At 71.9% G+C, this 12,597-nt stretch carries 14 protein-coding genes; 5 read left to right on the forward strand and 9 right to left on the reverse strand.

The genetic code is table 11. The features are described 5' to 3' along the window. Positions 1-97: 97 nt before the first annotated feature. Positions 98-964: a dimethylargininase gene (gene ddaH, locus OG393_RS23955; protein WP_442817354.1), complete on the reverse strand. Its 867-nt coding sequence runs from the start codon at positions 962-964 to the stop codon at positions 98-100. A 392-nt stretch (positions 965-1,356) separates the two neighbouring features. On the opposite strand from ddaH, the gene OG393_RS23960 reads away from it, so the two are divergent. Continuing rightward, on the forward strand, positions 1,357-2,124 hold the full coding sequence (locus OG393_RS23960) for a bifunctional DNA primase/polymerase (protein ID WP_327376747.1): 768 nt from the start codon (positions 1,357-1,359) through the stop codon (positions 2,122-2,124). A 217-nt stretch (positions 2,125-2,341) separates the two neighbouring features. Here the strand turns inward: OG393_RS23960 and OG393_RS23965 are convergent, their stop codons facing one another. Genes OG393_RS23965 through efeO form a run of 4 tightly spaced genes read right to left on the reverse strand, consistent with a single transcriptional unit; the run spans position 2,342 to position 6,657 of the window. Next, entirely contained in the window at positions 2,342-3,262 is a 921-nt protein-coding gene (locus OG393_RS23965; protein ID WP_327376748.1) for a hypothetical protein, read from the reverse strand. After that, positions 3,213-4,181 carry an iron uptake transporter permease EfeU gene (efeU, locus tag OG393_RS23970; protein WP_327376749.1) on the reverse strand — a complete coding sequence of 323 codons (969 nt, stop codon included), beginning with the start codon at positions 4,179-4,181 and terminating at the stop codon, positions 3,213-3,215. Before efeU ends, OG393_RS23965 begins: the two co-directional genes overlap by 50 nt. A 37-nt stretch (positions 4,182-4,218) precedes the next feature. Continuing rightward, on the reverse strand, positions 4,219-5,490 hold the full coding sequence (gene efeB, locus OG393_RS23975; RefSeq protein ID WP_327376750.1) for an iron uptake transporter deferrochelatase/peroxidase subunit: 1,272 nt from the start codon (positions 5,488-5,490) through the stop codon (positions 4,219-4,221). 15 nt (positions 5,491-5,505) lie between these two features. After that, positions 5,506-6,657, reverse strand: coding sequence for an iron uptake system protein EfeO (efeO, locus tag OG393_RS23980; protein WP_327376751.1), 1,152 nt, complete (start codon positions 6,655-6,657; stop codon positions 5,506-5,508). Between the two features lie 386 nt (positions 6,658-7,043). On the opposite strand from efeO, the gene OG393_RS23985 reads away from it, so the two are divergent. Then, a complete protein-coding gene (locus tag OG393_RS23985) occupies positions 7,044-7,739 on the forward strand; it encodes a PhzF family phenazine biosynthesis protein (protein WP_327376752.1) in 696 nt (231 codons plus the stop codon). Between the two features lie 33 nt (positions 7,740-7,772). On the opposite strand, the gene OG393_RS23990 is transcribed toward OG393_RS23985, so the two are convergent. Both OG393_RS23990 and map read right to left on the reverse strand, forming a co-directional pair. Then, a complete protein-coding gene (locus tag OG393_RS23990; protein ID WP_327376753.1) occupies positions 7,773-8,423 on the reverse strand; it encodes a biliverdin-producing heme oxygenase in 651 nt (216 codons plus the stop codon). Between the two features lie 119 nt (positions 8,424-8,542). After that, positions 8,543-9,400 carry a type I methionyl aminopeptidase gene (gene map, locus OG393_RS23995; RefSeq protein ID WP_327376754.1) on the reverse strand — a complete coding sequence of 286 codons (858 nt, stop codon included), beginning with the start codon at positions 9,398-9,400 and terminating at the stop codon, positions 8,543-8,545. A gap of 58 nt (positions 9,401-9,458) precedes the next feature. On the opposite strand from map, the gene OG393_RS24000 reads away from it, so the two are divergent. Further along, positions 9,459-9,704 carry a hypothetical protein gene (locus tag OG393_RS24000; RefSeq protein ID WP_327376755.1) on the forward strand — a complete coding sequence of 82 codons (246 nt, stop codon included), beginning with the start codon at positions 9,459-9,461 and terminating at the stop codon, positions 9,702-9,704. Positions 9,705-9,867: 163 nt separating this feature from the next. On the opposite strand, the gene OG393_RS24005 is transcribed toward OG393_RS24000, so the two are convergent. Further along, positions 9,868-10,470: a hypothetical protein gene (locus OG393_RS24005; RefSeq protein ID WP_327376756.1), complete on the reverse strand. Its 603-nt coding sequence runs from the start codon at positions 10,468-10,470 to the stop codon at positions 9,868-9,870. Positions 10,471-10,572: 102 nt separating this feature from the next. Between OG393_RS24005 and npdG the strand changes: the two genes are divergently transcribed. Together npdG and OG393_RS24015 are read left to right on the forward strand one after the other, a co-directional pair. Beyond that, entirely contained in the window at positions 10,573-11,277 is a 705-nt protein-coding gene (gene npdG, locus OG393_RS24010) for an NADPH-dependent F420 reductase (protein ID WP_327376758.1), read from the forward strand. A gap of 185 nt (positions 11,278-11,462) precedes the next feature. Beyond that, positions 11,463-11,648 carry a hypothetical protein gene (locus OG393_RS24015; RefSeq protein ID WP_327376759.1) on the forward strand — a complete coding sequence of 62 codons (186 nt, stop codon included), beginning with the start codon at positions 11,463-11,465 and terminating at the stop codon, positions 11,646-11,648. 86 nt (positions 11,649-11,734) lie between these two features. On the opposite strand, the gene OG393_RS24020 is transcribed toward OG393_RS24015, so the two are convergent. Further along, positions 11,735-12,532: a site-2 protease family protein gene (locus OG393_RS24020; protein ID WP_327376760.1), complete on the reverse strand. Its 798-nt coding sequence runs from the start codon at positions 12,530-12,532 to the stop codon at positions 11,735-11,737. Between the last annotated feature and the right edge of the window lie 65 nt (positions 12,533-12,597).

Consider the following 12,597-nt stretch of genomic DNA (forward strand, 5'->3'; position numbering starts at 1 on the left):
GCGGAGGCGTGATCCCGGAGGCGCGGCCTCCGGGACGCCACACGGGAGGACCCCCGGGGGGTGGGACGCCCACCGGGGGCAGGGCGGGTGCGGAGACTCAGGCCGTCCGCAGCTCCTGGGTGCAGCACTTGACGCTGCCGCCGCCCTTGAGGAGTTCCGACAGGTCCATGCCCATCGGCTCGAAGCCCCGGTCCCGCAGCGGGTCGAACAAGCCCACCGCGGCCTGGGGCAGCAGTACGTGCAGGCCGTCACTGACGGCGTTCAGGCCGAGCGCCCCGGCGTCGCGCTCGGTGGCCAGCAGGGCGTCGGGGAAGAGTCGGGCCAGAACCCTCCGGCTTCCGGGGGAGAAGGCGCCGGGGTAGTACATGACCTCGTCGCGGGCGTCGTCCAGCACGCACAGCGCGGTGTCCAGGTGGTAGTAGCGCGGGTCCAGCAGATCGAGGCCGATCACCGGGCGGCCGAAGAACTCCTGGGCCTCGTCGTGTGCGAGCGTGCTGGAGCGGAAGCCCCGTCCGGCCAGGAGCCAGGACGAGGTCACGGCGAAATCGCCCTCGCCCTCGTTCACGTGCTCCGGCACCCGAAGATCCGGGTAACCGTTCCCGCGGAACCATTCCCGGTGCGCCGCCGCCTCGTCCGTACGCTCGGGGTGGGCGAACCTCGCGCCGAGCACCCGGCCGCCGACCACGGTCGCGCCGTTCGCGGCGAAGACCATGTCGGGGAGTCCCGGCCGGGGGTCGAGCAGCTCGACGGTGTGGCCGAGCGAGCGGTAGCGGTCGCGCAGGTCTTCCCACTGGGCGAGGGCCAGCGGCGGGTCGACCGGTTTCGTGGGGTCCATCCAGGGGTTGATGGAATACGTCACCGAGAAGTGCGTGGGTGGGCACATCAGGTAACGGCGGGGCGAAGCCTCGCGCGGAGTTGGGCGCAATGAGGGCTCCTCACGGATGTCGGATCGGACGGTCCCCATGGTCCGCCCTCCCCGGCGTCCGCGCAGTGAACCGTTCGGGTGGTTCGGCTGAATATCGGTGCCGCCGGCATCGTACCGCCGCGCCCCGCGCGGCCGTCGGCGCGGCGAGACGTCCGCCACATCCCGGCGCTCGGGAGGCCGCGGACCGCTCCGCGACACCGCTCGGCCTGCCGCGCGCGCGGCGGTTGCACGTGTCCCATTGTCGCGCCCGCCCGCTCCGGCACCGCTCGCCGGGCGCGTGCGGCACCCGGCACCACCCCGCCGGCCCGGCCCCGTCCGGCCTGGCGGAGAGGAGCCGCCCACCCCGGTTGGGCAGTCCGGTCACCCGGAGCGCAGGATGGTGGGACCATGGGCAGAGCTCGAACGGGCGGGTACGAGGTGTGAGGGGATAGATGGGCGACGGCAACGACCGCTACCGCGGCACGGAGGGCAGGCTCGCACAGTGGCTGCGCAGGCGCCCCCGGCGTGCCGCCGCCGCCGACGGGGACGACCGCGAGAAGCTGCTCCTGGCCGTCGCCGCCGCGGGGATGCCCCTCGCTCCCGCCGCCTACCCCGTCGGGTACCGGTGCTCCTGCGAGCGCATCGGCTGCCCCACGCCCGCCCGCCATCCGGTGTCCTTCGCCTGGCAGACCCAGGCGACCACCGACCGCGCCCAGATCGAGCGATGGGTCCGGGGCGAGCCCGAGGCCAACTTCGTCACCGCCACCGGCATGGTCCACGACGTCCTCGACGTTCCCCTGGAGGCCGGTCGTGCCGCCCTGGAGCGGCTCGTCGCCGAGGGGGTCGAGGTCGGCCCCGTCGCCGCGTCCGCTCCGAGCGCGGGCGGCGGCGGCCGGATGCTGTTCTTCACCGCCACCCGGGGCACCCCCGAGGACGAGGACGAGTGGTGGCCCTGCGAACTTGACTGTCACCCGGAGACCATGGACGAGCACCCGGGGCTGCGCTGGCACTGCCGGGGCAGCTACGTCCTCGTGCCGCCGGCCCGGCTCATCGGCGACGAGGAGCAGCAGCCGGCCGTGTCCTGGCTCCACGGTCCCGAGCACGCCCTGCCCGACCCGCTGAACCTGCTGGAGACGCTCACCGACGCCTGCGCCAGGCACGCCGCCGCACGCGAGGAGCAGCAGGCGGGACACGAGGTCGCCTGGCCGTTGAGTCGTTGAGTCGTTGAGTCGTTGAGTCGTTGAGTCGTTGAGTCGTTGAGTCGTTGAGCGGTCCGGTGCGCGGAGGCGGGAGGCCGCCGGGCCGGTCTGTCTCGGGCCGTCGAGCGGGCGCGGCGCGGGTGGGGCGCCGCCCACGGGACCGCCGGGACCCGACGCCGTGGCCGCCACCGGGGTTTCGCCCGGCCGGGTACGCGAGGAGCCCCGGAGGGAACCGGGACTACGAGCCTTCCGCCGCCGTCACGCCCTGGAGACGGCCCGCGACCGTGACCCCGTCCTTCTGCCGAGTGCCCGCCGGCTTCACGAGCACCGCCTGGCTGGATATCCACGTCTTGGTGACCGAGCTCTTGATCTCGCCGGTCAGCAGTGCCTTCACGTCCGCGCCCACCTTCGGCCGGTATCCCTGCGCCGCGGTCTGCCGCTCGAAATACCTCGTCGCGAAGAAGACCAGCGCCCCGCCCTCCCGCGTCTCGAGCCCCAGCGGTGCGAAGTCCCCGGTGTCGGTGGCCTCGTCGATGTACTGCGTGGCGAGCCCGACGCGCTTCGCCGACTTCTCCCGCTGGGCCCGCCACTGCGAGGTGTGCGGTCCCGCCGCGAACGGCCCCGGGGTGCCCGTCCGGAGGTAGGAGACGTACTCCTTGCCGAGCTCCCGCGGGGCGACCACGAGCCCGGGGGAGTCCGCGGCGACGGGAACCGCGTATCCGGCGTCGTCGGTGGCGAAGTCCGGCACCTCGTCCGGGGTGAGGATCGTCAGATAGGCGACCTCCCACAGCTGGGTGGCGCCGTTGCGCACGAACACCAGCAGCCAGCGGTTGTCGCCGGGCCCCTGGTCGACGTCCCGGTTCGAGTCGGTGTCCGCGACGAACCAGCGCGGCCACCCCGCCTTCCTCGGCAGCAGGAACCGCGCGTCCGACAGTTCCAGCGGGACGTGCTTCGGGTTGCCGTTCGGGCTGGTGACCGAACGCGACGTCAGGCCGGCCTGGTTGATCGCCCCGAGCGGACCGGTGACCCGGCCCGCGGTGCGGGCCGGGTCGTTCGCCTTGTCGCCCTCGTTGTAGGCGGCGACGAAGTCGTCGAGGGCCTGTCGGGCCTCAGTCTTCGTCGCCGCCGGCAGCAGCTCCAGCTCGCCGTGCACCGTCACGCAGCCGCTCGCCGTCAGCGCCAGTACGGTCGCCGCCGCCGTCGCCACGAGCGCCCTCGCCGGCCGCCTCAGCCTTCTCATCGGTCGCCCTCTGCCCCTTCACCCGCACGGACGAACCCGACCCTACCGGGGCCAGGAACAGGACGAGTGTCGGGATCAGATAGAGCGCCCACACCGTGACCTGAAGGACCGTCGGGTCCGGCTGGAAGTTGAAGACGCCCTTGAGCAGCGTGCCGTACCAGCTGTCCGGAGGGATGGTCTCCGAGACGTCGAAGGCCTTGTTCGCGAGGCCCCCGAGGAAGCGTGCCTCCTGGAGGTCGTGCACGCCGTAGGCGAGCACACCCGCCGCGACCACGACCAGCATGCCGCCGGTCCAGGTGAAGAACCGTGCCAGGTTGATCTTCAGCGCGCCGCGGTAGAACAGCCAGCCCAGGACCACCGCCGTCGCGATGCCGAGCAGCACCCCGAGCAGCGGGCCCGACGTGCCGTCCTGCGAGGCCCGTACGGACGCCCACACGAACAGCGCCGTCTCCAGGCCCTCCCGGCCGACGGCCAGGAACGCGGTGGCCACCAGTGCCCCGGTCCCCATGCTGAGCGCCGTGTCCAGCTTGCCGTGCAGCTCCTTCTTGAGGTGCCGCGCCGTCCGCCGCATCCAGAAGACCATCCAGGTCACCAGGCACACCGCGAGGATGGACAGCGAGCCGCCCAGCAGCTCCTGCGCCTCGAACGTCAGCTCCTGCGAGCCGTACTCGAGGGCGAAGCCGAAGGCCAGGGCGAGGCCGACCGCCACGGAGATGCCGATCCAGATCGCCTTCAGCGCGTCGCGGCGGTCCGTTTTCACCAGGTACGCGATGAGGATGCAGACGACCAGGCTGGCCTCCAGCCCTTCCCGGAGGCCGATCAGGTAGTTGCCGAACACGTCGGCTCCTTTCGGTAACGCCTGTCGGTGGTGGCCGCTACGAGAACAGTTCCCGGCCCCACCAGTCGTCCTTGTCCCGGACTCCCGGCGGGACCGCGAAGAGCGCCGAACCCACGTGCTGGATGTACTCGTTGAGACCGTCGGCGCGGGCCAGCGACGTCTGGACCGGGATGAAGCCCTTGCGGACGTCACGCTGGTACGCGAGGAAGAACAGGCCCGCGTCGAGGCGGCCGAGACCGTCCGTGCCGTCGGTGAAGGAGTAGCCGCGGCGCAGGATCGTCGCCCCGTCGTTGGTGTCCGGGTGCGCGAGCCGGACGTGCGCCTCCGGCTTCATCGCCTTCAGGAACGGCTCGTCGTGTTCCTTGGCCTTGCCGACCGGGGCGCCCTCGGCCTTGTCGCGGCCGAAGATGTCCTCCTGCTCCAGGAGCGACGTGCGGTCCCAGGTCTCGATGTTCATCCGGATCCGGCGTGCCACCAGGTAGGAGCCGCCCGCCATCCAGGCGGCACCGTCCTTCCCGGCGGCCCACACGTGCTTGTCGAGCGCGGCGTTGTCGGTGCCCGCGATGTTCCGGGTGCCGTCCTTGAAGCCCATCATGTTGCGCGGGGTCTGTGCCTCGGGAGTCGTCGAGGACGTCTTGCCGAAGCCCAGCTGCGACCAGCGGACCGCGACCTTGCCGAAGCCGATGCGGGCCAGGTTGCGGATCGCGTGCACGGCGATCTGCGGGTCGTCCGCACATGCCTGCACGCACAGGTCGCCGCCGCTGCGGGCCGCGTCCAGGTTGTCGCCGGGGAACTTCGGCAGGTCGACCAGGGCGCCGGGCCGCCGGTCCTTCAGGCCGAAGCGTCCGTCGAACAAGGAGGGGCCGAAGCCGATGGTGAGGGTGAGCCGACTCGGCTTGAGGCCGAGGGCCTCGCCGGTGTCGTCCGGCGGTGCCTCCGGCAGACCGCCGTAGGCTCCCTCGCCGACCTCGTGACCCGCCGTCATGCGCTCGGCTGCCCGCGTCCAGTCCTTGAGGAGCTGGACAAGCTCCGCCCGGTCCGTCGTCTTCACGTCGAAGGACGCGAAGTGCAGCCGGTCCTGGACGGGGGTGGCGATGCCGGCCTGGTGGGCGCCGTGGAACGGGATGGCGCCTCCGCTGTCGGCGACGGGAACGGCGGTGTCCCCGCCGCGGGCCAGAGCGACGGCGCCGCCGGCCGCGGCGGCGCCGAGCGCGAGCCCGGCACCTCCCCAGCCGAGCAGGGTGCGCCGCGAGGTCGCCGGCGCGGCCGCGGCCTCGGGTGCGTCCTGGGTGTCGTGGGTGTCGGTCATCGTAGGGTCCCCCTCTTACTTCACGACCGCGGCGGCAAGCTTGGAGAGCGGTTCGGCCAGCGCGTTGACGCCGTCCGAGAGCTCCTTGCGCTCCTCCTTGCCGACCTTCTCGTACGAGGTGAAGACGTAGGTGCTCTGGTCGGCCCGGTACGTGTCCAGCAGCGTGTTCAGCGCCGCGAACTGCTTGTCCAGCTCGGCGACGAGCTTCGGGTCGTTCTTCGTGGCGACCGGCTTGAGCAGCTCGTAGGACTTCTGGGCGCCCTCGACGTTCGCCTTGAAGTCGACCAGGTCGGTGTGGGAGTAACGCTCCTCCTCACCGGTGACCTTGCCGCTGGCGACCTCGTCCAGGAGCTCCTTGGCGCCGTTGGCCATCGAGGTGGGCGTGATGTCGGCCTGGCCGATCCGCTTCACCCAGTCCGCGAGGTCCTTGTCGAGGAGGTCCGCGAGTTCCTTCTCACGGGCGCCGATCGTCTTGTCCTGCCAGAGCGCCTTCTCCAGACGGTGCCAGCCGGTCCAGTCCTTCGCCGGGTCCTGGCCCTCCTCGAGGCCGTCCTCGCGGACGTCGACCTTCGGGTCGATGTCGCCGAAGGACTCGGCGACCGGCTCGGTGCGCTCCCAGCCGATGCGGGAGTCGGCGTACGCCTTCTTCGCGGCCTCGACGTCGCCGGCGCGGACCGCGTCGGTGAAGACCTTCACCTTCGGCAGCGTCGCCTCCGCCTGCGCCTGCACGTACTGGCGGTAGGCGGCGACGGCGGCGTCCATCTCGGGGGAACGCGTGGACGCCTCGGCACCACCGGTGACGGTGACCTGCTGGCTGATGCCCGCGCCCTTCATGCCCGGCTTGCAGACGATCGAGTAGTCGCCGGCCTTGATCTCGGCGGTGATGTTCGCCTTGGTGGACGGGCCGATGTTCTCGCGCTCGGTGACGATCCGGCCGTCCGGGTAGAGGACGTAGACCTCGGTGACCTTGGAGCCCTGGTTCTCCACGGCGAGCTTCACGTGCCCGGCCGGGAACTCCTTCTGGGACACCGTGCAGGAGTCGTCCTTGGCGATGACCTTGACGGCGTCGCCGTCCTTGGCGTCGCTTTTCTCGGTGCAGCCCGTGACGGCGGTCAGAGCGGCCGCGGTCGCGGCGGCGGTGACGACGGAGAGACGGACGGCTCGCATAAGACGACTCCAGAGGGGGACGAGGGGCCGGAGACGGGACAGTCCGGCGGTGAGGCGGACCTAACTTAACCGAGGCTTACCTGAGTCATGCCCCCGCGTCCAGTGATTCAGCTCTCACGCGCCGGGCGGCGGACACGGCGGGGTCACGGTATCTCCAAGGGAAAGTCAGGGGCAGGTCAAGTGAACGTAAAGTCATCCGGTTCGGGGCTTTTGTCGGGCGGCGGCCGTGTTCGTTTCGGTACCACGCGGGTTCCTCCCCGGCGGCCTCGTCGTACCGCCGGACCCGGATCCGGCCGCCGGGGCCCAGGCAGCGGACGGGCGCGCCCGGAGCGGGCGGATTCCGGGTGGTCCCGCGCACCGGGATGGCTGGATGTTTCAATTCCGGCATGAACACGACCGTGACTGACATCGTGCGCAGCGCCACCGACATCGACGTCCTGCGCGTCTTCTGCGCGGCGGACGGCCGGTACGGCAACGCCCTCGGCGTCGTACGCGAGGGCCGTGCCCACCCGGACGAGGCGTCCCGCCAGGCGCTGGCCAAGGAACTCGGCCTCAGCGAGACGGTCTTCGTGGACGACCCCGAGCGGGGCGTCCTCGACATCTACACGCCCGGGGTCCGGCTGCCGTTCGCGGGCCATCCGGTGGTCGGTGCGGCCTGGCTGCTCGATCTGGAGGTCGTCTGCCCGCCCGCCGGCGAGGTATGGGTGCGCGGCGACGGGGAGTTCACCTGGATCGAGGCCCGCGCCGAGTGGGCCCCGCCGCGCACCCTGCGGCGGTACGCCTCGGCCGCCGAGGTCGAAGCGCTGGAGGTGCCAGGACCGGGGGAGTGGATCTATGCCTGGGCCTGGGAGGACGAGGCGGCCGGCCGCGTCCGGGCGCGGGCCTTCCCGGGGCGCGGGGACGGCGTCGACGAGGACGAGGCCACCGGCGCGGCGGCACTGCTGCTGACGGCCGAACTCGGCCGGGCCCTGAACATCACGCAGGGCCGGGGCTCGCAGATCCTGACGGCACCCGGCCCCGACGGGGTGATCGAACTCGGCGGACGGGTCCGGCTGGAACGCACCCTGCCGGCCGTGCGCTGAACCGGGCGGCGCGCCCGGGGCGGTGCCCGCCGCCTACGCGCTCAGCGGGAACTCGCCGGCCAGCTCGCGGAACACCGCGCCGTTCAGCTCGAAGGCGAGCTTGCACTCGTCGACGATCCGCTGCTTCTCCAGGTCGTCGGCGTTCACGTCGTCGAGCAGCTCCCGGTAGCCGCGTTTGAAGGCCGCCGGGTTCGCGATCCCGTCGAAGACGTAGAACCGGACACCGGCGCCCTTGCGCGCGAAGCCCCAGGTGCGTTCTGCCCTGTCGCGGATGATCTGCCCGCCGGAGAGATCGCCGAGATAGCGGGTGTAGTGGTGCGCCACGTAACCGGCGGGCCACTCGCGCGCACACCGCGCGACCCGCTCCGCGTAGGCCGCCGTCGCGGGCAGCGAGGAGAGCCCGTCGCGCCAGCGGGGGCCCCGCAGGTGCGTCAGGTCGCTCTCCAGCGAGGCCGTACGGAAGAGCTCCGGCCGCACGAACGGCCCCGCGACCGGGTCGTCCCGTAGGGCCTCGGCGCCCTCCTCCAGCGCGCGGTACACATACCAGAGCTGCTCCGTGTACCGCGCGTAGGCGTCCACCGTGAGGCGTCCGCCGAGGAGATCGCTCATGAACGCCGACGTCTCGGCCTCGGTGTGCTGCTGGTGCGAGGCCGTGCGGATGAGCGTCGAGAAGGGCGTGTCCAAGGCGTGCCTCCGGGGACCTTGCCGATGGGACGGGAACCCGCTGGCCCGTGCCGCTCGGACGTTCCCGGCCCGGCCTGTTCCCGACGTCCTGTCGGTAAGAACGCTACCCGGCGGCGGCGTCAGGGCAACGTGAGGATTTCGGCCCCGGTGTCGGTCACGACGAGGGTGTGCTCGAACTGCGCGGTCCGCTTCCGGTCCTTGGTCACGACCGTCCAGCCGTCCTCCCAGAGGTCGTACTCGTGGGTGCCCAGCGTCAGCATCGGCTCGATGGTGAAGGTCATGCCCGGCTGGATGACGGTGGTGGCGTGCGGGGAGTCGTAGTGCGGGATGATCAGGCCGGAGTGGAAGGACGAGTTGATGCCGTGGCCGGTGAAGTCGCGCACCACGCCGTAGCCGAAGCGCTTGGCGTACGACTCGATGACCCGCCCGATGATGTTGATCTGACGGCCCGGCTTCACGGCCTTGACGGCGCGGTTCAGGGACTCGCGGGTCCGCTCGACCAGCAGACGCGACTCCTCGTCCACGTCGCCGCAGAGGTAGGTGGCGTTGTTGTCGCCGTGGACGCCGTGGATGTACGCGGTGACGTCGAGGTTCACGATGTCGCCGTCCCGGAGCAGGGTGGAGTCCGGGATGCCGTGGCAGATGACCTCGTTGACCGAGGAGCACAGCGACTTCGGGAACCCGCGGTAGCCGAGGGTGGAGGGGTACGCGCCGTGGTCGCACATGAACTCGTGGGCGACCCGGTCCAGCTCGTCCGTCGTCACACCGGGCGCGATGTGACGGGCGGCCTCCTCCATGGCCTGCGCCGCGATGCGGCCGGCGATCCGCATCCGTTCGATGGTGTCGGAGTCCTGCACCTCAGGCCCCGTGTACGGGGTGGGGGCGGGCTTTCCGACGTACTCGGGACGACGGATGGCTCCCGGAACGGAGCGGTGGGGGGAGAGTTCCCCGGGCACGAGAAGCGACTGGCCAGACATGCCAGCGAGTCTAACGACCGCGTCTGGGGCAGCATGGCGTCAGAGGAAGGAGCCGACGATGGCCCTGTTCAAGAAGCGCACGGCGGGCAAACCGGGCGAATGGTACTACTGCCTGGAGCACAAGAAGGTCGAGGAGGGGCCGGAGTGCCCGGCCAGGAACCGCTTCGGGCCCTATGCCTCCCGTGAGGAGGCGTCCCACGCGATGGATACGGCGCGGGAACGCAATCTGGAGTGGGAGACCGACCCGAAGTGGCACGACGCCCCGGCGTCCGACGCCCCCCGGAGCGACGAGACACCGGACTGAGGACGGAGCGCCGTCCCACGCCGGACTCGTCCGCGGGACTCCGGCGGCCGCGGTTCACGAACAGGACGTGGACGAGGGCGAGGAACCCGAGCCCGGCCTCGGTGCGGATGATCAGCTCGCGCCGGTCGACGGCGTCGGCGAGCGCGCCGGTTCGCCCGCCCCGCTACCAGGGCTCCGGCGGAGGCGCCGTCAGCTGATCGGCCAGCCGGGCGAGCCGGTCGCGGAACCGGCGCCGGCCGCGCGGGTGCGGCAGGTCGTTCTCCCCGGCCGCCGCGCTCACCAGGTGCTGGACGGTGTCCAGGTCGACCTGCGCCTCGGCGTCCACCGTCAGTGACTGGTGCGCCAGACCGCGCACCTCCGGAACGCCACGGTCCAGGGCGAGTACCGTGGCCCCCGCCCGGCGGACGCCGTGCACCCGCTCCAGGAGCTCCGCGTCGGGCCGTTCCGCGGCCACCACCAGCAGGGTCGCCCCGCGCCCCGCCGAGTCCAGCCGCCCCAGGGAGACCGCCAGGTGCCCCGGGTCCCCGGGACGCGTCCGGTGCCGCACCAGCGTCGGGACCAGCTCCGGCCGTCCCGACCAGGCCGCCTCGTCCACCAGATGGGCGGCCAGGTGCCAGGGTTCGTACCCCGCCGTCCCCACCAGCAGCAGCCCCCCGCCGCGGGGGACGACGGAGGCCCGCAGGGCGCCCGCGAAGCGGCGGGCCTCCCCGGGCCACGTGGTACCGGCCAGCACTTCCCTCAGCAGCGCGACGCGTACGGCATCCATGACGCCGCATCCTGCCCCCTCGGCCCCCGTACCGCCGCCGGTTCCACGCGATCCACCCGTACGGGGCGCCTCCCGGCGCGACCGGCCAGTAATGTCGAGGCCATGACTTCCGACACCTCCGCCCCCGCCCCCGCGCCCAAGGACCCCTGGGACCTTCCCGACGTCTCCGGCCTCGTCGTCGGCGTCCTCGGCGGGACCGGCGACCAGGGCCGCGGCCTCGCCTACCGGCTCGCCCAGGCCGGCCAGAAGGTGATCATCGGCTCCCGGGCCGCCGACCGCGCGGGCGCCGCCGCCGACGGGATCGGTCTCGGCGTCGAGGGCGCCGACAACGCCGAGTGCGCCCGCCGCAGCGACGTCGTGATCGTGGCCGTGCCGTGGGACGGCCACGCCAAGACCCTCGAGTCGCTGCGTGACGAGCTGGCCGGCAAGCTCGTCGTCGACTGCGTCAACCCGCTCGGTTTCGACAAGAAGGGCGCCTACGCCCTGAAGCCCGAGGAAGGGTCCGCCGCCGAGCAGGCAGCCGCCCTGCTGCCCCACTCCCGGGTCACCGCGGCCTTCCACCACCTGTCCGCCGTCCTGCTCCAGGACACCGCGATCGACGCGATCGACACGGACGTGATGGTCCTCGGCGAGGAGCGCGCCGACGTCGAGATCGTGCAGGCGCTCGCCGGCCGGATCCCCGGCATGCGTGGTGTCTTCGCGGGCCGGCTGCGCAACGCCCACCAGGTCGAGTCACTCGTCGCCAACCTGATCTCGGTCAACCGCCGCTACAAGGCCCACGCCGGCCTGCGCGTCACCGACGTCTGAGCTTCGCTTCCTGCTGTCGGGTGGCCTGGGACCGCCCTGTCGGATGCCACCCGACAGGCTCTGAGCGCCCGCCCCGGTCCGGCGCGTCACCCCTGCCCCGGGCGCGCGCCCGGGGCGGGCCCGGACCCGGGCATGGGGGACACTGGACGGGCACCCTCAGCCGTACCCGACAGGAGCCGACCCCCATGCCCCGCCTCGCTCTCTACGCCCTCGCCGTCTGCGCCCTCGCCGTGGCCGCGGCCGTCGTCTCCTTCGTCCAGGGCAGCTTCCTCGGTGTGATCTGGGTACTCCTCGCCGGTCTCTCCTCGAACATGGCCTGGTACTACATCCGCCGCGCCAAGGCCGAGAACGCCGGCACCTCCCAGGTCTGACGCCGGCACCTCCCGGGTGTGACGCCGGTGGCCCGGGGTACGCCTCAGAGCCTGTCGATCGAAGGCCACCCGACAGGCTCTGAAGCTCAGCCGACCCGGCAGAGCTCCGGCGCCCCCTCCCAGAAGCGGAACAGCTCCAGACCGCAGTAGCGGTACACCTCCGGCACCCCGAGCGAGCGCATCAGCGCGTCGATCACGTCGAAGAACGCGCTGTTGACCACCGGCACGAAGAGCAGCGCGATCACGATGAAGAAGCCGTACGGCGCGTACGGCTCGATCTGCCGCTTCACCCGGTACGACAGCCACGGCTCGATCACCCCGTACCCGTCGAGGCCCGGCACCGGAAGCAGGTTCAGCAGGGCCGCCGTCACCTGGAGGAACGCCAGGAAAGCGAGCGCGAAGCGGAACGGGAACGGCACGCCGTCGAGGGCGTGCAGCCAGAAGGGCGCGGTGCACACGAGCGCGAAGAGGACGTTGGCCAATGGTCCCGCCGCCGAGATCAGGCTGTGCTTCCAGCGCCCCCGGATCCGGCCGTGCTCGATGAAGACCGCACCACCCGGCAGGCCGATACCTCCCATGATCACGAAGAGCACCGGCAGCACGACACTGAGCATGGTGTGCGTGTAGGCGAGCGGGTTGAGGGTGAGATAGCCCTTCGCGCCGATCGTGATGTCCCCGCTGTGCAGGGCCGTGCGGGCGTGCGCGTACTCGTGCAGGCACAGCGAGACGACCCACGCCGAGGTCACGAAGAGGAAGACGGCGAGTCCGGGGGACGTGGCGAATCCCGTCCACACGGCCCAGCCGGTGACCGCCATGACGGCGAGGATCGCCAGGAACACCGGGCTGATCCTGCGTTCGTGGCTGCGGGTGGTGACCGTGGACATCGATGCGACTCCCAGGGGGACGGTGGTGTGCGGAAAACGTGCCGGGCCGGGGGCGAGTTCCGGCG

Origin of the sequence: Streptomyces sp. NBC_01216, assembly GCF_035994945.1 — a bacterium.
Lineage (GTDB): Bacteria > Actinomycetota > Actinomycetes > Streptomycetales > Streptomycetaceae > Streptomyces.